Consider the following 18,637-nt stretch of genomic DNA (forward strand, 5'->3'; position numbering starts at 1 on the left):
CCTCAGCCTGCCTTCCTGTAGTTCCTGGGCTGGTCCGTTCTGTGGTCGCGGACGACCGAGCCGAGGTCGGTCAGCGCGTCGAGGGGGAGGAGCCTGGCGCCCATCCGCGCCGCCAGCCCGGCCGCCAGGCCGAGCCGTACCGGGCCGCTCTCGCAGTCGACGACGACGCTCGCCGTACCGGCCAGGAGCGCGGCCGCCCTGGCCGGGTCACCGCCGTGTGTGGCACGCCCGTCGGTCACCAGCACGAGCAGCGGACGGCGAGCGGGGTCCCGCAGCCGCTCGACCCGCAGCACCTGCGCCGCCCGGGCCAGGCCCGCCGCCAGTGGCGTGCGCCCGCCCGTCGGCAGCGACCGCAGCCGCGCCGCGCCCGCCTCCACCGACGAGGTCGGCGGCAGCGCCACCTCCGCCGACGAGCCGCGGAAGGTCACCAGGCCCACCTTGTCGCGCCGCTGGTAGGCGTCGAGCAGCAGGCTGAGCACCGCCGCCTTCACCGCCCCCATCCGCCGGCGCGCCGCCATCGAGCCGCTGGCGTCCACCACGAACAGGACGAGATTCCCCTCCCTGCCCTCGCGCCGCACCTCCCGCAGATCGCCCGCGCGCAGTTCCAGCCCGCGCCCGCCGCGACCCCTGTCCTTCTGGTACGGCGCGGCCGCCAGCACCGTGGCCGGCACGTGCACGTCGGTGACCTTCGCCCCGGGCCGCCGCGAACCCACGGCCCGGCCCCCGGCCCCCTTCGACCTGGACCGCCGCCCCGCCGCGCCCTCACCCAGCCCGGGAACCTCCAGTAACGGCACCCGATGCGTCGCCCCGGGCACGACCACCGACCCGGGCACGTTCACCTCGGGATTCCCCTCGTCACCGGTCACACCGCCATCCGCCCGCCCGCCCGCTTCGGGATGCTCGCCCCGGCCGCTCCCCGGCTCCGCACCGCCACCGCGGTCCGCCCCATCGCGCGGCGCCTGGTCGGGCTCGCGGCCATCCACCTCTTCCTGATGCCCGTCGGAGGACGGGTCGCCATCGTGGGATCCGCCGTCCTCCCCCGAGTCGGAGGACGGGGAATCGTCCGGGCCCGGAGGCGGGGAGCCGTCCGGCCCCTGGGGTGGGTCGTCGGGGTCGTCGTCTTCCGACGTGCGGTCGAGCAGCTCGTCGAGCAGCTCCTCGTCCAGCCCCGGCGCGTCGAACGGATCGCGCCGCCGCCGGTGCGGCAGCGACAGCCGGGCCGCCGCCCGGACGTCGGCGACGGTGACCGCGTCCCGCCCCTGCCAGGCGGCATGCGCGATGGCGGCGTTGGCCGTCACCAGGTCCGCCCGCAGGCCGTCCACCTCGAAGGCGGCGCACACCGCCGCGATCTGCCGCAACCGCGCGTCGGGCAGCCGCACCTCCGGCACGCGGGCCCTGGCCTGCGCGATCCTGGCCGCCAGCGCCGCCTCCTCGGCCGCCCACCGGTCCGCGAACCCCTCAGGGTCCGCGTCGAAGGCCAGCCGCCTCCTGACCACCTCGGCCCGCTCCCCGGGATCCCGCGACGCCCGCACCTCGACCGTCAGCCCGAACCGGTCCAGAAGCTGCGGCCGCAGCTCGCCCTCCTCCGGGTTCATCGTCCCCACCAGCAGGAACCTGGCGGCGTGCCGTACCGACACCGAGTCGCGCTCGACGTAGCAGATGCCCAGGGCGGCGGCGTCCAGCAGCAGGTCGACGAGGTGGTCGTGGAGCAGGTTGACCTCGTCGACGTAGAGCACTCCCCGGTGCGCGGCCGCCAGCAGGCCGGGCTCGAACGCCTTCACGCCCTCGGTCAGCGCCCGCTCCACGTCCAGCGATCCGGCCAGCCGATCCTCGGTAGCCCCCACCGGCAGCTCCACCAGCGCGGCCGGCCTGGCCAGCCCGGCACCGCCCGGCTCGTGCGGGCCGTCGGGGCAGCGCGGGTCGGGCGCTGCGGGATCACACGCGAACCGGCAGCCGGGCACCACCCGCACGGCGGGCAGCTGGGCGGCGAGCGCGCGGACGACCGTGGACTTCGCGGTGCCCTTCTCGCCCCGCACCAGGACGCCGCCCACGCGCGGCGACACGGCGTTCAGCAGCAGGGCCAGCTTCAGGTCCGCCAGCCCGACGACCGCGCTGAAGGGATAGGTGACGATCACGGGACGAGCCTCCGGTTGACATGGGTGACCCGCCAGCCGTCCCGCGAGACGGCCAGCCCGGTCGAGGACAGCGGCGCGACGTCAAGCCGCCCGGCCCGCACCGGGTCCAGCCCCAGCGCACACCCCACCGCCGCACGGACGACCCCCGCATCACACACCACCACCCCGCCACCGGAGCCCGGCACGCCGCGCACCCCCTCCAGCCAGGCCGCCACCCGCGCCGCGAGCGCGCCCAGGCTCTCGCCGCCGTGCGGCGCCGCCTCCGGATCGCTCAGCCACCGCGCCAGCGCCTCCGGCTCCTCCTCGGCGACCCGCACGTACGGCAGGCCGCTCCACCGCCCGTAATCCGCCTCGCCAAGCGCGGGAACCACGTGCGGCTCCCACCCCAGCGCGACGGCCGTCTGCCGGGCCGCCGTCGCGGGTCCGACCCATGCCATCCCGTCCGAAGCCCCTGCCATGGCTCCGGCGAGGGAGACGGCACGAGCCAGGCCCGCAGGGTCGGCCTCCGCGGCGGGGTCGGGGAAGCAGGCCGTACGCATGCCGGGGGTGCCGGCCTGCCGTACGAACAGCACCCCGCTCAGCTCGCGATGGCCGCTGGACGCGCGGCCCTGTCGGACAGCCAGCCGAACAGCACGCCGAAGGCCGTCCAGAACACCAGTTGCGTCCCCAGCGAGGCCAGCCTGAACTGCCACAGCAGCGTCGCGGGGAAGTCCGCGGGCACCTCGTTGACCGTCGGCAGCAGCAGCCACGCGGCGATCACCGGCACCAGGAACGCCGCCACGGCGGCGACCCAGCGCGCCCACGGCCCGGTCGTGACGCGGCGGGCCGTGGCCACGGCGATCGCCGTCGCCGCCAGCCCGACCAGCACCATCACCACGTAGAGCAGCGTCCGGCCGGTGATCGTGTCCGGATCGCCGACCGCCGGGGGATTGGCTGGATATTTCACGAACGGCACGAGAATGACCGCCGCGAAGGCCGTCCCGGCGGCGGCCAGCGCCAGGCCGCCCTCCGAGCGGGGTCCCACCCGGCCGCGCAGACCGGCGTACACCAGGGCGAAGATCCCGCCCACCGCCAGCCCGTACAGCCCGGTGGCCAGGAACAGCCCTACCTTCTGCCCGGGCCTGCTGACGAGTTCCTCCTCGCCGTGGTCGTGCCCGGCGTTCTGGGCGGCGTGCGCCTCCTCCAGGGCGATCGCGCTTTCGACGCGTGGCTCGCCGAAGACGAAGGCGAACCCGCCCGCGATCAGTCCGGCCAGCAGGCCCACCAGCAGGCCCCTGACCAGCAGGGTGCGAATCATGCCCGTGCCTAGTGGCAGGGCACGCCGAGCAGGTGCCGCCCGTCGTGCATGAGTTCGTGCAGGTAGGACCCGGCCTGCGAAATGGCGCCGTTGTCCATCAGGACGAGGTAGGCGACCAGCAGCAGCACCGGGACGGTGAGCAGCCAGAGACCCAGACGGGGAAGGGGAATGACGGAAGGAGTGGACAGCCCACTCATACTTGCCTCCTCAGGGATGACGCGTCCCGGCCAGTGAGGTCACGATCGCCTAGTGACCTGGCTCCCGGGATCTGGGTCCCGGATACAGTGGCGCGTCCGCACCGGCATCTCACCGGATTTCCCTTGGACGATCGTGAAATCTCCCAGAATGTATCCCGTGCCCGGTTTTGCGTCAACAGCAACCCCGCCGCCACCCAAGGATCCACGGCCCTGTGCTCCGCCAACCGGCCGGCGCACCGCCTCTTCTGGCGGATCGAGCGCCGCGTATTGCGGAGGCTTGCCGTACAAGCAGCGAAGGCCGGCTCTCGTGAGACGAGAACCGGCCTTCGTTACCGCTGGTGGACGATACTGGGATTGAACCAGTGACCTCTTCCGTGTCAGGGAAGCGCTCTCCCGCTGAGCTAATCGTCCGTGAGGTGGAGACGGGATTTGAACCCGTGTAGACGGCTTTGCAGGCCGCTGCCTCGCCTCTCGGCCACTCCACCGAGTCGGAAGCTCCGAGCGGAAGACGGGATTCGAACCCGCGACCCTCACCTTGGCAAGGTGATGCTCTACCACTGAGCCACTTCCGCGTCGCCACCGCTTGCCGCGGCGACGTAGAGAACTCTAGCGAATCCCGGCCGACTCCCCAAACCGGAACTCGCCCACCTGCTCGGCGTACCAGGTGATTTCGCTTACGTGCTCGGCGATCTCGCGCAGAGTCCAGTTGGGCGCGCGCGGCGTGTCCCACTGGTCAGGGACGGTTGAGTAGCGGTCCACGTACGCCCGGCCCAGGCGGATCCAGCGCGAGCGCGCCTCGGCCAGATCGAGTTCGGTGAAGCGGGCCCAGTCCCGCTCGAGCGTGACCGCCCGGCCGTGCCAGGGTTCCTGCACCGTCGGCGCTCCGGCGACCAGCGCCTCGACCTCGGCCAGGTGGTCGATCAGGTGGTCCTCGATGCGGCGGGCCGCCTTGGCGGGGGTCCAGATGTTGTCGCCGTCAGTGACGATGGCGCGCCCGTCCCAGGCCAGCCAGGTGGCGGCCAAGGCGAGGCAGCGGTCCACGGCGTCGGCTACGAGCTGTGCGGGGTTGTCCGTCATGGGGCTCATCGTGGGCCAGGAACAGTTGGCCCGCCGTCGAAGTATGCCTGGCGCGTCACGATATATCGCGCTAGGCTTTCGCATTGTCCGATATATCGTGATGTATCTAGGGGGTATCGAGATGGCGTCCATCGGCCGAGCACTGCGCGACAAGCTGTTCGTGGTGGGCGAGATCATGCAGGTCGAGCAGGTCGCGCCCCGCATGCGCCGCATCACGATCGGCGGCCCCGCCATCGCCGGCCTGACCTGGACACCGGGCCAGCACGTACGCGTCCTGGTCGGCCGCGGCGTCCTGCTCAGGACGTACTCCGTCTGGCACCTCGACCCCACCTGGGAGACCCTCGACCTGATCGGCTACGACCACGGCGGAGACGCCCCCGGTGCCGCCTGGGTCCGCACCGCGCGAGTGGGCGACCAGGTCTCCTTCACCCGCCCCGACGGCAAACTCGTGGTACGGCAGGCCGCCCCCTACCACCTCTTCATCGGCGAGGAAACGGCATCGGTGGCCTTCGGCGCCATGCTCCGCGCCCTGCGCCCCACCGCCCAGACCTTCGGCGTGGTCGAGGCCGAAGGCTCCGACGACCACCTCGCCCTCCCGCGCCCCCTGACCCGCGTCTCCCGCCGCGGCCCCCACACCACCCCCTCAACGCCCCTGATCGAAGCGGTGTCCGACCTCCCGCTCCCCGACGCCCCCGGCATCGCCTATCTGGCAGGCGAAGCCCGCACCATCCAGGCCATCCGCACCCACCTCGTCAAGGACCGCAACTGGCCCCGCCGCTTCGTCCTCGCCAAGCCCTTCTGGACCCCCGGCCGCCGCGGCCTCGACTAACCCCCGCCGGGCCGAGAGGTCAGGGCGTTGTGTCGCGGGTGCGGGCGCGGAAGGCGGCGGTTTTGACGCGGCCCTGGCAGGCCGTGGAGCAGAAGCGGCGGGTGCCGTTGCGGGAGACGTCCACGTAGACGCGGTCGCAGTGGGGGGCCGTGCACACGCCGAGGCGGTCGTGGAACTCGCTGCCCAGGACGATCGCCAGGGCTGTGGCGCAGGAGGCCGCCCAGTCGCCGGGCATGGTGCCCGCGGGCCCGTGGAAGTGCAGGTGCCAGGGCTCGCCGTCGTGCCGAGACAGGAGCGGGCGGGCGTTGGTCTCGTTCAGGAGCCCGTTCACCTCGCCGGCAGCTCCGTCCAGGTCGCCCGCGGCCACCGCGTCGAAGACCCTGCGCAGCCGCGAGGCCAGCGACACCAGTTCCGCCGCCTCGCCGGGGGTGGGTTCCCGGAAGGAGGGATAGCCCGCGCGCAGCCACTCGGCGACGGCGGCCACCTGGTCGGTGGGCTGCTCGTAGGGGCGGCCGCGCCGTTCGCCGGGCGTCAGCGCGTTGATCAGGCCCACGGTCGCGCGGACCACTCCATCGGTGTGACTGTTGAAGTTCACTTGACCGGTTACACCCCTACGTTCTAGCGTGTGACTACCCAAAGCTTAAATGACGGTTACGGGAGGACTCGTGCTCACCAACGATGCCGCACTGGAGTGGATCGCGCGCTGGGATCGGCAGCAGGAGGGCTACCTGCCCGACCGCGAGGAGCGCTTCACCGCGTTGATCGACGCCGTGGAGGCCGCCGCCGGGCCCGCCCCGGTGGTCGTGGACCTGGGTTGTGGCCCCGGCTCGCTGTCGGCGCGCCTGCTCGAACGGCTGCCGGAGGCCACCGTCGTCTCCGTCGACGCCGATCCGCTGCTGATCGGTCTGGGCCGGGCCGCCTACCCGCACCTGAATTTCGTCTCGCTCGACCTGCGCACCCCCGGCTGGAGCGCCGGGCTCCGCCTCGACCGTCAGGTCGACGTCGCCGTCAGCACCACCGCGCTGCACTGGATCTCCGGCCCCGAGCTCGAAGTCGTGTACGGCGAGCTGGCCTCGATCCTCAAGCCCGGCGGCCTGGTGCTCAACGGCGACCACCTCGACGGCGACGACACCAAGCCCGCGATCGCGCGCCTGGAGCGGGCGGTGCACGACAGGGAGACGGCCCGCCGATTCGCCGACAGCCCGCCGGAGGACTGGCGCCAGTGGTGGGACGCCATCACCGCCGACCCCGCCCTGGCCGAGCTCAACGAGGCCAGGTCCACCGCCGGCGCGAGCCACAGCGGCTCGGAGTCCCACCTGCTGTCCACCCACGTCCACGCCCTCGAGGCGGCCGGCTTCACCGAGACCGGCACCCTCTGGCAGCGCGGCAACAACCGCCTGCTCTGCGCGGTCCTCTGACGGTGAGTACGGCGGGCGGCGGGTGTTGGCCATCAGGGCATGCTTCGCCCGGGGGCGAAATATGGTTGGGCTACCGTCGGGAGCATGGCAGTGGAATACGTGGCAGGCGACGCCGACATCGCTCCCGTCGCCGCGCTCATCGCAGACCCGACGAGGGCCGCCATCCTGACCGCGCTGCTCGGCGGCAAGGCGCTGGCCGCGGGGGAGTTGGCCAGGCTGTCCGGGGTGAGCCCGGCCACGGCCAGCGCCCACCTGGCCAAGCTGCTCGACGGCCACCTGGTCGACGTCGTCAAGCAGGGCAGGCACCGCTACTACCGGCTGTCCGGCCACGAGATCGCCGAGGTGCTCGAGGTGCTGGCCAGGATCAGCGTGCGGCCGGCCGTACGGTCGCTGCGGCAGTCGCGCCAGGCGCGGCTGCTGGAGGAGGCCCGCACCTGCTACGACCACCTGGCCGGACGGGCGGGCGTGGCGCTGCTCGACCTGCTCAGGGAGGGCGGCTATCTGGACGGGGTGGAACCAACACAACAAGGCGAGGACCTGCTCGCAAGCCTCGGAGTCGATGTCGCAGGGGCCAGGAGGGCGCGGCGGCGGTTCGCCGCGGAATGCCTGGACTGGACCGAGCGCCGCGCCCACCTGGGCGGCGCGCTCGGCGCGGCCATCACGGGAGTGCTGCTGGAGCGCGGGTGGTACGTGCGGGGCAAGGTCCCGCGCGCGGTCACCCTCACCGACGAGGGCAGGCAGGGCCTCGAAACGATGTTCTCCGGTAAGGAGCTAACATCGCATACGCCGGTTACCTGAGAGAGAGTTGCAACATGCGCGACAACGGAGTCGTGAACGTCGGTCCGGAGCCACTGACCTTCGACGACGTCATCCGAGTGGCCCGACACGGCGCCGCCGTACAGCTCACCGACGACGCGATCGCGGCGATCTCCGCGGCGCGCCAGCGGGTGGACGAGCTGGCCGAGAGCCCCGTCCCCGCCTACGGGGTCTCCACCGGGTTCGGCGCCCTGGCGACCCGGCACATCGACCCCGCGCTGCGCGCCCAGCTGCAGCGCTCGCTGGTGCGCTCGCACGCGGCCGGCAGCGGGCCCGAGGTGGAGACCGAGGTGGTGCGCGCGCTGATGCTGCTGCGCCTGCACACGCTGGCCACCGGCCACACCGGCATCCGCCCCACCACGGCCAAGACCCTCGCCGCGCTGATCAGCGCGGGGATCACCCCTGTCGTGCACGAGTACGGCTCGCTCGGCTGCTCCGGCGACCTGGCGCCCCTGGCCCACGTGGCGCTCACGCTCATGGGCGAGGGCGTCGTAAGGGATAGATCCGGAAATGTGGGGCCGGCGCAGGAGGCGCTGAAGCAGGCCGGGATCGAGCCCGTGGAGCTGGCCGCCAAGGAGGGCCTGGCCCTCATCAACGGCACCGACGGCATGCTCGGCATGCTGATCCTGGCCATCGACGACCTGACCAAGCTGCTCAAGACCGCGGACGTGAGCGCCGCGATGTCGGTCGAGGCGCTGCTGGGCACCGACGCCGTGTTCGCGCCCGAGCTCCAGGCCCTGCGCCCGCAGCCCGGCCAGGCCCTGGCCGCCGCCAACATGCGGAAGATGCTGGCCGACTCCGGGATCATGGCCAGCCACCGGGACCCGAACGCCTGCACCCGCGTCCAGGACGCCTACTCGCTGCGCTGCGCCCCGCAGGTGGCGGGCGCGGCCCGCGACACGATCGCGCACGCCGCCAACGTGGCCACCTGGGAGCTGGCCAGCGCCGTCGACAACCCGGCGGTGCTCGACGACGGGCGGGTGGAGTCCAACGGCAACTTCCACGGCGCCCCCGTCGCCTACGTGCTGGACTTCCTGGCGATCGTGGCCGCCGACGTGGCGTCGATGTCCGAGCGGCGCACCGACCGCTTCCTGGACGTGGCGCGCAACCACGGCCTGCCCGCGTTCCTGGCCGACGACCCGGGCGTCGACTCGGGCCACATGATCGCCCAGTACACGCAGGCCGCCATCGTGTCGGAGATGAAGCGCCTGGCCGTGCCCGCCAGCGTCGACTCGATCCCGAGCTCGGCCATGCAGGAGGACCACGTCTCCATGGGCTGGTCCGCGGCGCGCAAGCTGCGCAAGGCCGTCGACGGCCTGACCCGGGTGCTGGCCGTCGAGGTCCTCACCGCGGCCAGGGCCATCGACCTGCGCGCCCCGCTCGAGCCCGCCCCCGCCACCGGCGCCGTGGTCACCGCGCTCAGGGAGAGCGTGCCCGGCCCGGGTCCCGACCGGTTCCTGGCGCCGGAGATCGAGAGCGTGGTCCGCCTGGTCGCCGACGGCACGGTCGTCACCGCCGCGGAATCGGTGACCGGCCCCCTCGCCTAGCGGATCGGAGGCGGTCAGCCGCAGAAAGGGCAGACCGCCTCCACGCCATGCTTTCTGCTGAAGAAGAAGTGACGGACGGCTAGGGCAGGGCGACGATGAGGTCCACCTCCAGCACCACGCCCTCCATGAACAGCCGCGACACCTCGACCGTCGTGCTCGCCGGCGGCGTGCCCGTCAGGTAGCGCCTGCGCACCGCGCCCAGCTCCATCCGCTGGTCCATGTCCGTCAGGTACGTCCGGATGAACGCGATGTCCTCGAACCGGGCGCCCTGGTCCGCGAGGATCTTGGCGATGTTCTCGAAGACGAACTCCGCCTGCGCGGTCATGTCACCGGGCGCCACGACCTTGCCGTCCTCGTCGAAGGCGGCCTGACCGGAGATGTAGAGCGTGTCACCGGCCCGTACGGCGTGCGAGTAGTAGCCGTTGGTGGGCGGGATCGTCTTGACGTTGATCGGCACGGCCTTCGGCGTCCCGCCCTTGAGCGCGACGAACCGGGCGATGGCCGTCAGGTCGCGGTCGCCCAGCCCGGCGGACTCGGCCTCCTGCAGCCACTCGCGGGCCCTGGCAGCCGTGGGCGCGCCCTCCCAGGCCGCCAGCCGCAGATCCTTGGCCGCAAGCCCGAGCGCGTAACGGGTCTCGGCCGACGGGTTGGCCACCCGCTCCACCAGCCCGCCCAGCGGGGTCCGCGACAGCACCTCGACCAGCTGGGCCCGGTCGACGCCGTGCTGCTCGCCGTACGCGAGCGTCTCGGCGAGCACCACCTGGGCCGGCACGATCGCGCTCATCACGGCCAGCTTCATCGCCGCGCCCGCGCCGAGCGGCCCGCACGGGCGCACCGTGCCGAAGACCTCGAGCACCTCGCGCACCTCGCCGAGGTCGCCGCCCGCCAGCACGACCAGCGTGCCGTCGGCGGCGGGGGCGACGCTGCCGAGCACCGGCGCGTCCACCAGCCTGACCTCGCTCGGCAGCAGCTCCCGCAGTTCGGCGACGGCCTCAGGGCCGATCGTGGACATCTCCACCACCGTCGTGCCCGGCCGCAGCCCCCGCAGCGCGGCCGTCAGCACCTCCCGCACCGCGTCCGGATCGCTGAGCATGGTGATCACCAGGTCCGCGTCCGCGACCGCCTCGGCCGCCGTCACGCCCGTGCCCCGCCGCCACGTCGTCACCTCGTGCCCGGCCTCGCTCAGCCGCCGGGCCATGGGGACGCCCATGCGTCCCTGTCCAAGAAAAGCAATCATGCGGACAGTCAACCCATATGCCAGGCATTCCACCACCGACTAGATTGCATGGCAGCCATGCACGATGAGAATGCCTTTGACGCCGCCACGCTCCGGCTCTTCGACGAGGTCGCCACGAGCGGGTCCTTCACGGCCGCCGCCGAACTGCTCGGCTACACCCAGTCCGCGGTGTCGCGCCGCATCGCCGCGCTGGAGCGCGCCGTCGGCGGCCCCCTGTTCGAGCGCCTGGCCCGCGGGGTACGGCTGACGCCGGCCGGAGCCGCGCTGCACCGCCACGCCGTCGCCGTGCTCGACCGGCTGGCGCGGGCCAAGCAGGAGCTGGCCGCCATCCACGCCGGCAGCGGCGGCGTGCTGCGCATCGGGGCGTTCGCCACGGCCAACGTCGACCTGGTGCCCGCCACGATGAAGGCCTTCGCCGCCCGGCACCCGCGGGTCGAGCTGCGGATGGTCGAGGGGCTCAGCGCGCGGCTGCTCGACCGGCTGGACACCGGGGCCCTGGACGTGGCCGTCGTCAGCGACTACCCCGCCGGGCTGCCCGTCGACGGGCGGCTGCTGCTTGAGGACCGGCTGCTCGTCGCGCTGCCGCGCACGCATCCGCTGGCCGTACAGGACGCCGTCGACCTGCGCGACCTGGCCGGGGAGGTGTGGATCGAGGCGGCGCCGAGCGGGCAGCCGACGCAGCTGGTCGCCGCGTGCGCGGCGGCCGGGTTCACGCCGCGCAGCGGGCTGCGGGTGGCCGAATGGACGGGAAAGTTTGGGTTCGTCGCCGCCGGGCTCGGCGTGACGCTGGTGCCCGAGCTGGCCGCGCGTGCCGTACCCACCGACCTGGTGCTGCGGCCGCTGCTCGAGCACGCCCCTACCCGCAGGGTCTACGTGGTGCTGCCGGACGAGCCGCTACCCGCCGCGCTGGAGTTCGCCGGAATGCTGGGAGAATGGGACGTGTGCACGACGCTTTCGCCCATCTGAACGGTCTCCTGGCGACAGGATTGCGCGACCTGACCTCCGACCTGGGTGCGCTGGACGGGTCGGGCTGGTGGGCGGTCGTGGTGGACTTCGAGGGCAAGGCGACGTGCGCCCGCTTCGACACGGTACGGCCGGCCCCGCTGCCCGCGGCCGGACCGTGGATCGGGCCCTCGCAGTGGAGCAGTTCCCTCGACCAGGCCGGGTACGAGCGCGGCGTCGAGGCCATCCGGGGCTACATCGCCGAGGGCGAGGTCTACCAGGCGAACCTGTGCCGGGTGCTGTCGGCGCCGCTTCCCCCGTCGGCCGATCCGCTGGCCCTGGCGGCGCGGCTCTCGTCGGGAAACCCCGCCAACTACGGGGGCGTGATCCAGGTGCCCGGCCTGAGCGTGGTCACGGCCTCGCCCGAGCTGTACCTGTCGCGCGACGGCGCCGTGATCGAGTCCCGCCCGATCAAGGGCACCGGCGTGACCAGGGACGACCTGCTGGAGAAGGACTACGCCGAGAACGTCATGATCGTCGACCTGGTCCGCAACGACCTCGGGATCGTGGCCGCCGTCGGTTCGGTCACCGTGCCCTCGCTGTGCGCCGCCGAGGACTACCCGGGCTCGGTGCACCTCGTCTCCACCGTCCGCGCCCGGCTCGCGCCGGCCTTCGGCTGGCAGGAGCTGTTCGACGCCACGTTCCCGCCCGGCTCGGTGACGGGAGCACCCAAATCGTCGGCGCTGCGCATCATCAATGAGCTCGAACCGGAGCCCCGCGGGCCGTACTGTGGGGCGATCGGCTGGGTGGACGCCGACCGTGGCACCGCGGCGCTGGCCGTCGGGATCCGCACGTTCTGGATGACCGGCGGCGAGATCCGCTTCGGCACCGGGGCCGGCATCACCTGGGGCAGCGACCCCCGGCGAGAGTGGCAGGAAACCGAGCTCAAGGCGTCCAGGCTGATCGCACTGGCATCCTCAGGAGGCAATAGATGACCATCCCCGTCTGGGTCAACGGCGAGCTGATCGACCCCGCCCGGGCAACCGTATCCGTCTTCGACCACGGCCTGATGGTCGGCGACGGCGTGTTCGAGACCATCAAGATCGTGAACGGCGAGTCGTTCGCGCTCACCCGCCACCTCGACCGGCTCACCCTGTCCGCCCAGCGCATGGACCTGCCGGACCCCGACGTGTCGGCCATCGCCGACGGCATCGCCAAGTGCCTGGCCGAGGCGCCCGCCTGGCCGCTGGGCCGCATCCGCGTCACCTACACCAGCGGCCCAGGACCCCTCGGCTCCGACCGCGGCGACCAGGGCACCACCTCGGTCGTCATCGTCGACGAGCAGAAGCCGTTCCCCGCCGCGGCCAACGTCGTGGTCGTCCCCTGGCCCCGCAACGAGCGCGGCGCCCTGTCGGGCGTCAAGTCGACCTCCTACGGCGACAACGCCAAGGCCCTGGCCTTCGCCAAGGCCCGCGGCGGCGGCGAGGCCATCTTCGGCAACCTCGCCGGCAACCTGTGCGAGGGCACGGGCTCCAACGTCTTCCTCGTGCACGGCGGGCGCCTGATCACCCCCACCCTCGAGTCGGGCTGCCTGGCGGGCGTCACCCGGGCCCTCACCCTGGAGTGGTGCGGCGGCGTCGAGGAGGACGTGCCCCTGTCGGCCATCTACGAGGCGGAGGAGGCCTTCCTCACCTCGACGACCCGCGACATCCAGCCCATCGGGCTCGTCGACGACACCTCGCTCCCCGTCGCCCCCGGCCCCGTCACTGCCGAGGCCATGAAGATCTTCGCCGACCGCTCGGCCACCGACCTCAACCCCTGACGCCCCAGGTGGGGGCGCACCCCGCCCCCACCCCCCGCGCGGGCTCGCCGTACCGCATGCGCCAGAAAGGCCCGCCTACCCACTAGGGTGTCGGACACGGTCGGGGGACCAGGGGAAGCGTATCGGGGCACGGGGGTGCTGCATGTCCGATCCACGTTCACGTATTTCTGCCCGCCCACCCGGGATATCCGGGCACGGCTCCGCGCGGCAGCTGGCCGCCGAGGCCGCCAGGGCGCGACGGGCCTTCACGGTGGCGCCGCTGATCACGGTGGCGGTCGTGGCGGCGCACACGGCGCTGACCGCCAACTGGTGGGCGCTGGCGGTCCTGGTGGGCGGCGCCGTCCTGCTGCTGCCGTCCGACCTGGTACTGCGGAAGCTGGTGGCGGCCAGGATGCGGGTCGGCCCCGGCGAGTTCGCCGTCAGGTTCCAGCGGTACGAGGAGATAGGCGGGCGGGAGACGTCCCGCACGGCCGTCCTGGTGATCCACCCCGACCGGCTGGCGTTCCGGCGCTACGGGGCCGAGATCCTGCTGGAGGAGATCCACGACGTCGTGATCGAGCGCCCCCACCTGCTCAGGCCGCGCCCGGCCGTCTACGTGGGGCTCACGGACGACGTGGTGGTCGGCTTCTCGATCCTGGACGGCGCCGCCAGGCTCGCGCCCGCTCTGCGCGCCCTCGGGATCCGCGTCGAGGAGATCTGACGATACGGTTGCCCGCATGCGCCTGGAACGGCTGTCCGGTGAAGAGGCCCTCGCCCGCACGCCCGCCTTCGTCGAGCTCTACAGGACCGCCTTCGCGGAGCCGCCATGGAACGAGGACGGCACCCAGGCCGACGCCTTCGCCGGGCGCCTGGCCGCCGACGTCCTTCGCCCCGGCTTCACGGCCGTCCTCGCCTCCGACTCCGGGCGCCCCGCGGGCTTCGGTACGGCCTGGCCCACCCAACCGCCCTTCCCCGCGAACCGCGCCTACGGCCGCGTCCGCGCCGAACTCGGCGACCGGGTGGACTCCCACCTCGTAGGCGCCCTCGAAGTCGACGAACTGGCCGTGGCCCCCCACGCCCGCGGCCAGGGCCTCGCGGCCCGCATCCTCGACCTCCTCTGCGCCGACGCCCCCCGAGCCTGGCTCCTCACCTCTCCCCAGGCCACCCCCGCCATCCGCCTCTACGAACGCCTCGGCTGGCACCGCCTGACCACCCCTGAAGCCACCGTCACGGTCTTCACCCGCTAGAACACCGGGTGCTCATGGCGGGGTCGACCACGGGCTGATTTTCGAGGACGTCGTCCCGGCGCTGATCGGCGGTCGCGGTGTTACCGGCGGAGATCTCGTGCCCCACCGCGTTCAGGCCCTCCCGCGTGAGCTCGACGTCCAGACCGAACATCGCGTGAGGCAGGGGCGGGCGAGGGTCAGGGGGTTCTGGCCAGGAGGGTGAAGCGGTGGCAGGAGGTCTTGAGGGGCATGTGGGTGTGGAGGGTCTGGAGGGCCTGGGCGTAGCGGTCGGTGGTGAAGTCGGGGATCTGCCAGGGGGTGATGCGAAGGAACATCACTATCGCGCCGATGTCGTGGAATGTCGCAGGCACCGTCGCCTCCTGCTGCCAGAGGATCTCGAGGCCGGCCTTCTCGAGTTCGGCGGCCGCCGTCTCGAGGCGCCAGGAGCGGTAGCCGTGCGGCGGCGCGCCCAGGGCGGCGTTGAGCCCGGCGAGATCGTCGCCGCCGACCTGCTGGGTGAGGAAGACGCCGCCGGGTGAGAGGACCCGGCGGATCTCGTCGGGGTCGTAGGACTCGTGGCGGCTGGTGATCAGCTCGAAGGAGGCGTCGCCGAACGGGAGCGCGTCGTCATCGTCGATCTCCTCGACCCGCACCCCGAGAGGCTCGAGCCGCCGCCGCGCCACGGGGACGTTGGGCGGATACCCCTCGGTGGCCGCCGTGCGAGGCGGCAGCGGCGCCAGCGACGACAGCAGCTCGCCCCCACCGGTCCCGAGATCCAGCAGCGACGAGAGGCCGGGCAGCCGCTCACGCACCATCGCCTCGTAGTCCCACGGCAAGGTCGCGTCCTCGGAGAAGCGGCCGTCGAACACGCCGAAGTCCCAGCCTTCGAACGGCGCCTCCAGCGCGTCCCTGACCAGCTCGCCGTAGGTCATGAGGGGTTCCCGTACGACTTCTGGGTCTGGACGTTGAAGTCGGGCATCTTGATCTTCTTGGCCGGGTCCGTCAGGGGGTCGGAGATCTGGATGACGTCCAGGCCCATGCGGATGTCGCTGGAGTAGACGTAGCCGTTGTAGTAGTAGGCCGACCACGAGCCCGCCACGCCTCCCGCGCTGTCGGGCGGGTACGGCCCGCGTTCGAAGTAGCCGATCTCCTTGGGCTGCGTCGAGTCCGTGAAGTCCCAGATGGACACGCCGCCCTGGTACCAGGCCTGGACCATGACGTCCCTGCCCTTGACGGGGATGAGCGAGCCGTTGTGGGCCACGCAGTTCTCGTCCGGCTGCTGCTGACGCGGGATCTTGAAGTATCCGCGCCGCTCCAGCCGCCCGCCGACGAGGTCGTAGATCGCGTCCGCGCCCTTCGTCGCGGGCGTGTGCCTGTCGCACGTCGGGATCGAGCCGCCGCCCAGCTCGTCGCTGAAGACGACCTTGGTGGCGTCGTTGTTGAACGTGGCCGAGTGCCAGATCTGGAAGTTCTCCGTGTCGCGGACCTGCTGCAGGACCTTCGGGTTGACCGGGTCGGCGATGTCGAGCAGGAACCCCTCGCCGAAGCAGGCAGCCGCGGCCAGGTGCTTCTCCGGGTAGGCGGTGATGTCGTGGCAGCCGCTCATGGACTCCTGCCGTTCGGGCAGGATGTCGGGCTTGGCCACGACCTTCGCGGACGCGGGGTCCTTGACCGGGATCTCCACGACCTGGATGAGCTCGTGCGGCGCCGGGCACGTCTTGGAGTCGGGCTGCGGCCCGGGCGAGGACACGTACACGAAGAGCCGGTCGCCGTCGGGGATCATCGTGTGCGTGTGCGACCCGCAGTCGGTGGCCACCGACGAGACGTACTTGGGACTGGCCTTGTCGCTGATGTCGAAGATCCGCAGGCCCTCCCAGTTGCGGTCCTTCGTGGTGGAGGCGCACGTCTCGTCGCTGCGCGGCTCGTCGACCGACAGGATCAGCAGGTCGCCGTAGACGGAGACGTCGTTCTGCTGGGCGGGACAGGCGACCTGGCTCACCGTCTTGGGCTTGGCCGGGTCGCTGATGTCGTAGATCGCGAAGCCGCCGAAGTTGCCGACGAAGGCGTAGTCGCCCTGGAAGGCCAGATCGGTGTTCCAGTCCATGGGGCCGTTGAGCGGCGCCGCCCGTGGCACGTTGGCGACCAGCCTGACGTTCTCGCTCGTCATGACGTCGCCCTGCGCGGTCGCCGAGCGTCGGACCGGCTCCGCCGGAGCGGGCGAGCAGGCCGCGAGCAGGACCGCCATCGCGCACGCCACCATCCCTGTCAGCCTGGCAGTGTGCACGCGCGCCCCCTTGATCTCGTGGTCCAGTATGGAAGCTATGTCATCGCATCGGCGCGCGCTCACCCTCACGGCTGTGACGGTTCTCGCGCTGGCGGGCTGTTCCGCCGCCGCCGACGGCCCCGCGCCGATCGGCTCGGGCGCCCCGGTGATCGTCCCCCAGGGTCCCGGTACGGCGGGCCGTACGGCAAGCCCGGGAGAGCGCCTGGGACAGACGGGCACGCCCGCGCAGGCGGACGTCCGCTTCGCGGAGTCGATGATCCCGCACCACAGGCAGGCGCTGGAGATGACGAGCCTGGTGGCGGACCGCACCACGAACCCGCAGATAAGGCGCATCGCCGACCAGATCACGCTGGCGCAGGGACCGGAGATCAAGCTGCTGTCGTCCTGGCTCGCCGAGCAGGGCCGTCCGGCGCCGGCCGATCACGCGCACGGGCCCACGTCGTACGGCATGGCCGGAGCTTCCGAGCTGACCGCTCTGGCCGCCGCCAAGGGCGCGGACTTCGACCGGATGTTCCTGCAGCTCATGATCAGGCATCACACGGGGGCGCTGAAGATGGCGCAGGAGGAGCTGGCGGACGGGCAGGACCAGCGGATGCGGCTGATGGCCCGCGACGTCTACGCGGGGCAGAGCATCGAGATCGAGAGAATGAAGGCGACCGCCCGGTGACGCTGCGTAGCCGTCGGATGGGTCACCTGGCGTCGTGACGGCGATCGGCCGATTCACCCATGCGCACCGGCCGCTGCGGGACGTGCGGGCACGTCGGCGGTGGGCGGTGGGCTCGGCTTGCCGTACAGGAGGAGGGGGTGTGGGGATTGTTTACGAAGGCCAGAGCATGTTGGTCAGCTCGGCGTCCAGGTCCATGAAATCGGTCTCCCGGCCTGCGGGCACCTTCTCGTAGGTGCGGTGCAGGAACTCGGTGAGAGGTGCCAGCGGGACTTCGAAGAGCGCCTGTCCGAACGGTGAGGTCAGGCTGATGTGAAGGGTGCGTTCGCCGTCGGCGCGGGCAGGCCAGACCTGCACGTCGCCGTCGCCGACGCGTCTTACGATGCCCACGGTCAGCAATTCGCGGGCGAAGATCCACTCGACCGGTTCGTCGTTCCCTACGTGGAAGGCCATGCGGATGGCGTACGGGTCGTCGGCTGTGTAGCTCAGTCCGGCGAGCAGGGGGACGGTTGTACGGTCGGGGACCACAAGCCGAAGGCCAAGCTCGGCGGAGACGGTGGTGCTGTTCATCGTCAGCCAAACCTTTTCGTCGTAGGTCCCCTCTACGGGGCTTTCACTGCTCACACGGACTTCGTCCTGAGCTATGACGCGGAACGAAGAAACCTGTAGGAAAGATTCCGCTCCTACGGCCTTCTGTAACGCACATCACAGCGGGACATTTAGGCATCTACCTGGCTAAACGACATCAATCGGGTCCGGTTTACAAGGGTTTTGCGAGTTGTGGAGCCTGTCCCGGCGTGCCCACCAGAACCTTTCGCTGCAAAGGATCACGATCGGCACCTTCCGGAACACGACGATGGTATGCCACGAGGCCACCCTGCTGGCGGCCAACCACCGCGTTTCCCCCGAATCGTCTCCCAGCACGGGCCGATGCGCCGCGCCGATGCGTCAGGACGTCCGGGAGTGCGGTATGGTTTTCCCCGTCGGCGCCACACGGAACCGACACAGGGCGGGCGATTAGCTCAGCGGGAGAGCGCTTCGTTCACACCGAAGAGGTCACTGGTTCGATCCCAGTATCGCCCACCAGCTCAGAGGCCGTTTCGCCGGTTAGGCGAGGCGGCCTCTCGCATGTTTGGGAACGATTTGGGAAACAGAGATCATCTCGAC

Annotated in this window: 21 protein-coding genes and 4 tRNA genes; 11 read left to right on the plus strand and 14 right to left on the minus strand. The window is 71.7% G+C overall.

The features are described 5' to 3' along the window. Window positions 1-2 precede the first annotated feature (2 nt). The 8 genes from KIK09_RS39845 to KIK09_RS39880 all read right to left on the minus strand — a co-directional run bounded on the left by KIK09_RS39845 (window position 3) and on the right by KIK09_RS39880 (window position 4,706). Window positions 3-2,135: a VWA domain-containing protein gene (locus KIK09_RS39845; RefSeq protein WP_308164599.1), complete on the minus strand. Its 2,133-nt coding sequence runs from the start codon at window positions 2,133-2,135 to the stop codon at window positions 3-5. After that, complete coding sequence (locus KIK09_RS39850; RefSeq protein ID WP_214324659.1) at window positions 2,132-2,707, minus strand: histidine phosphatase family protein; 576 nt, start codon at window positions 2,705-2,707, stop codon at window positions 2,132-2,134. Before KIK09_RS39850 ends, KIK09_RS39845 begins: the two co-directional genes overlap by 4 nt. A gap of 5 nt (window positions 2,708-2,712) precedes the next feature. Further along, window positions 2,713-3,432: a CbtA family protein gene (locus tag KIK09_RS39855; RefSeq protein WP_214324660.1), complete on the minus strand. Its 720-nt coding sequence runs from the start codon at window positions 3,430-3,432 to the stop codon at window positions 2,713-2,715. 8 nt (window positions 3,433-3,440) lie between these two features. Continuing rightward, the gene (locus KIK09_RS39860) at window positions 3,441-3,629 is read right to left on the minus strand and encodes a CbtB domain-containing protein (protein WP_214324661.1); all 189 of its coding nucleotides are present in this window, start codon (window positions 3,627-3,629) and stop codon (window positions 3,441-3,443) included. Between the two features lie 336 nt (window positions 3,630-3,965). Beyond that, window positions 3,966-4,040 (minus strand) — tRNA-Val (locus KIK09_RS39865). A 3-nt stretch (window positions 4,041-4,043) separates the two neighbouring features. Next, window positions 4,044-4,114, minus strand: a tRNA-Cys gene (locus KIK09_RS39870). A 15-nt stretch (window positions 4,115-4,129) separates the two neighbouring features. Then, window positions 4,130-4,201 (minus strand) — tRNA-Gly (locus KIK09_RS39875). Window positions 4,202-4,235: 34 nt separating this feature from the next. Then, entirely contained in the window at window positions 4,236-4,706 is a 471-nt protein-coding gene (locus KIK09_RS39880) for a hypothetical protein (protein WP_214324662.1), read from the minus strand. 121 nt (window positions 4,707-4,827) lie between these two features. On the opposite strand from KIK09_RS39880, the gene KIK09_RS39885 reads away from it, so the two are divergent. Further along, window positions 4,828-5,535 carry a siderophore-interacting protein gene (locus tag KIK09_RS39885; protein ID WP_214324663.1) on the plus strand — a complete coding sequence of 236 codons (708 nt, stop codon included), beginning with the start codon at window positions 4,828-4,830 and terminating at the stop codon, window positions 5,533-5,535. Between the two features lie 19 nt (window positions 5,536-5,554). On the opposite strand, the gene KIK09_RS39890 is transcribed toward KIK09_RS39885, so the two are convergent. Then, complete coding sequence (locus tag KIK09_RS39890) at window positions 5,555-6,130, minus strand: CGNR zinc finger domain-containing protein (protein WP_214324664.1); 576 nt, start codon at window positions 6,128-6,130, stop codon at window positions 5,555-5,557. Window positions 6,131-6,200: 70 nt separating this feature from the next. Between KIK09_RS39890 and KIK09_RS59590 the strand changes: the two genes are divergently transcribed. The 3 genes from KIK09_RS59590 to hutH all read left to right on the plus strand — a co-directional run bounded on the left by KIK09_RS59590 (window position 6,201) and on the right by hutH (window position 9,316). Continuing rightward, a complete protein-coding gene (locus tag KIK09_RS59590; protein ID WP_214324665.1) occupies window positions 6,201-6,953 on the plus strand; it encodes a class I SAM-dependent methyltransferase in 753 nt (250 codons plus the stop codon). An 84-nt stretch (window positions 6,954-7,037) separates the two neighbouring features. After that, window positions 7,038-7,751, plus strand: coding sequence for an ArsR/SmtB family transcription factor (locus KIK09_RS39900; protein WP_214324666.1), 714 nt, complete (start codon window positions 7,038-7,040; stop codon window positions 7,749-7,751). Between the two features lie 14 nt (window positions 7,752-7,765). Next, window positions 7,766-9,316 carry a histidine ammonia-lyase gene (gene hutH, locus KIK09_RS39905; protein ID WP_214324667.1) on the plus strand — a complete coding sequence of 517 codons (1,551 nt, stop codon included), beginning with the start codon at window positions 7,766-7,768 and terminating at the stop codon, window positions 9,314-9,316. A gap of 79 nt (window positions 9,317-9,395) precedes the next feature. Here hutH and KIK09_RS39910 read toward each other — a convergent pair whose 3' ends face one another. Continuing rightward, window positions 9,396-10,553, minus strand: a complete 1,158-nt coding sequence (locus tag KIK09_RS39910) for an NAD(P)-binding domain-containing protein (RefSeq protein ID WP_214324668.1) — start codon at window positions 10,551-10,553, stop codon at window positions 9,396-9,398. 57 nt (window positions 10,554-10,610) lie between these two features. Here KIK09_RS39910 and KIK09_RS39915 point away from each other — a divergent pair, with 57 nt between their 5' ends. The 5 genes from KIK09_RS39915 (at window position 10,611) to KIK09_RS39935 (ending at window position 14,543) form a co-directional block, all read left to right on the plus strand. Next, entirely contained in the window at window positions 10,611-11,519 is a 909-nt protein-coding gene (locus KIK09_RS39915; protein WP_250574461.1) for a LysR family transcriptional regulator, read from the plus strand. Then, the gene (locus KIK09_RS39920; RefSeq protein ID WP_214324670.1) at window positions 11,486-12,490 is read left to right on the plus strand and encodes a chorismate-binding protein; all 1,005 of its coding nucleotides are present in this window, start codon (window positions 11,486-11,488) and stop codon (window positions 12,488-12,490) included. Before KIK09_RS39915 ends, KIK09_RS39920 begins: the two co-directional genes overlap by 34 nt. Continuing rightward, the gene (locus tag KIK09_RS39925) at window positions 12,487-13,317 is read left to right on the plus strand and encodes an aminotransferase class IV (protein ID WP_214324671.1); all 831 of its coding nucleotides are present in this window, start codon (window positions 12,487-12,489) and stop codon (window positions 13,315-13,317) included. The genes KIK09_RS39920 and KIK09_RS39925 overlap by 4 nt, the downstream gene beginning before the upstream one ends. A 142-nt stretch (window positions 13,318-13,459) precedes the next feature. Beyond that, complete coding sequence (locus KIK09_RS39930) at window positions 13,460-14,017, plus strand: hypothetical protein (RefSeq protein ID WP_214324672.1); 558 nt, start codon at window positions 13,460-13,462, stop codon at window positions 14,015-14,017. A gap of 16 nt (window positions 14,018-14,033) precedes the next feature. Beyond that, complete coding sequence (locus tag KIK09_RS39935; RefSeq protein ID WP_214324673.1) at window positions 14,034-14,543, plus strand: GNAT family N-acetyltransferase; 510 nt, start codon at window positions 14,034-14,036, stop codon at window positions 14,541-14,543. Here KIK09_RS39935 and KIK09_RS39940 read toward each other — a convergent pair. From KIK09_RS39940 to KIK09_RS39950, 3 genes are read right to left on the minus strand one after another with little or no spacing between them, the layout of a single operon-like run. After that, window positions 14,533-14,694, minus strand: a complete 162-nt coding sequence (locus KIK09_RS39940) for a hypothetical protein (RefSeq protein ID WP_214324674.1) — start codon at window positions 14,692-14,694, stop codon at window positions 14,533-14,535. The two genes, KIK09_RS39935 and KIK09_RS39940, sit on opposite strands and share 11 nt — an antisense overlap. Window positions 14,695-14,719: 25 nt before the next feature. Further along, window positions 14,720-15,454, minus strand: coding sequence for a class I SAM-dependent methyltransferase (locus KIK09_RS39945; protein WP_214324675.1), 735 nt, complete (start codon window positions 15,452-15,454; stop codon window positions 14,720-14,722). Next, window positions 15,451-16,806, minus strand: coding sequence for a hypothetical protein (locus tag KIK09_RS39950; RefSeq protein ID WP_308164601.1), 1,356 nt, complete (start codon window positions 16,804-16,806; stop codon window positions 15,451-15,453). Before KIK09_RS39950 ends, KIK09_RS39945 begins: the two co-directional genes overlap by 4 nt. 73 nt (window positions 16,807-16,879) lie before the next feature. Between KIK09_RS39950 and KIK09_RS39955 the strand changes: the two genes are divergently transcribed. Beyond that, entirely contained in the window at window positions 16,880-17,473 is a 594-nt protein-coding gene (locus tag KIK09_RS39955) for a DUF305 domain-containing protein (RefSeq protein WP_308164602.1), read from the plus strand. A 150-nt stretch (window positions 17,474-17,623) separates the two neighbouring features. Here the strand turns inward: KIK09_RS39955 and KIK09_RS39960 are convergent, their stop codons facing one another. Then, window positions 17,624-18,040, minus strand: a complete 417-nt coding sequence (locus KIK09_RS39960) for an SsgA family sporulation/cell division regulator (protein WP_020547189.1) — start codon at window positions 18,038-18,040, stop codon at window positions 17,624-17,626. A 441-nt stretch (window positions 18,041-18,481) separates the two neighbouring features. On the opposite strand from KIK09_RS39960, the gene KIK09_RS39965 reads away from it, so the two are divergent. Continuing rightward, a tRNA-Val gene (locus KIK09_RS39965) sits at window positions 18,482-18,556 on the plus strand. Window positions 18,557-18,637 lie beyond the last annotated feature (81 nt).

The sequence above is a fragment of the Nonomuraea sediminis genome (assembly GCF_018531495.1).
GTDB classification, from domain to species: Bacteria; Actinomycetota; Actinomycetes; order Streptosporangiales; family Streptosporangiaceae; genus Nonomuraea; species Nonomuraea sediminis.

Excerpts from the sequence above, each read along its gene's own strand:
- KIK09_RS39915 (WP_250574461.1), top strand. The coding sequence starts at position 10,611 with ATGCACGATGAGAATGCCTTTGACGCCGCCACGCTCCGGCTCTTCGAC.
- KIK09_RS39960 (WP_020547189.1), bottom strand. The coding sequence starts at position 18,040 with ATGAACAGCACCACCGTCTCCGCCGAGCTTGGCCTTCGGCTTGTGGTC.
- KIK09_RS39940 (WP_214324674.1), bottom strand. The coding sequence starts at position 14,694 with ATGTTCGGTCTGGACGTCGAGCTCACGCGGGAGGGCCTGAACGCGGTG.
- KIK09_RS39935 (WP_214324673.1), top strand. The coding sequence starts at position 14,034 with ATGCGCCTGGAACGGCTGTCCGGTGAAGAGGCCCTCGCCCGCACGCCC.
- KIK09_RS39910 (WP_214324668.1), bottom strand. The coding sequence starts at position 10,553 with ATGATTGCTTTTCTTGGACAGGGACGCATGGGCGTCCCCATGGCCCGG.
- KIK09_RS39945 (WP_214324675.1), bottom strand. The coding sequence starts at position 15,454 with ATGACCTACGGCGAGCTGGTCAGGGACGCGCTGGAGGCGCCGTTCGAA.
- KIK09_RS39885 (WP_214324663.1), top strand. The coding sequence starts at position 4,828 with ATGGCGTCCATCGGCCGAGCACTGCGCGACAAGCTGTTCGTGGTGGGC.
- KIK09_RS39900 (WP_214324666.1), top strand. The coding sequence starts at position 7,038 with ATGGCAGTGGAATACGTGGCAGGCGACGCCGACATCGCTCCCGTCGCC.
- KIK09_RS39920 (WP_214324670.1), top strand. The coding sequence starts at position 11,486 with ATGGGACGTGTGCACGACGCTTTCGCCCATCTGAACGGTCTCCTGGCG.
- KIK09_RS39930 (WP_214324672.1), top strand. The coding sequence starts at position 13,460 with ATGTCCGATCCACGTTCACGTATTTCTGCCCGCCCACCCGGGATATCC.
- KIK09_RS39880 (WP_214324662.1), bottom strand. The coding sequence starts at position 4,706 with ATGACGGACAACCCCGCACAGCTCGTAGCCGACGCCGTGGACCGCTGC.
- KIK09_RS39860 (WP_214324661.1), bottom strand. The coding sequence starts at position 3,629 with ATGAGTGGGCTGTCCACTCCTTCCGTCATTCCCCTTCCCCGTCTGGGT.
- KIK09_RS39855 (WP_214324660.1), bottom strand. The coding sequence starts at position 3,432 with ATGATTCGCACCCTGCTGGTCAGGGGCCTGCTGGTGGGCCTGCTGGCC.
- KIK09_RS39925 (WP_214324671.1), top strand. The coding sequence starts at position 12,487 with ATGACCATCCCCGTCTGGGTCAACGGCGAGCTGATCGACCCCGCCCGG.
- hutH (WP_214324667.1), top strand. The coding sequence starts at position 7,766 with ATGCGCGACAACGGAGTCGTGAACGTCGGTCCGGAGCCACTGACCTTC.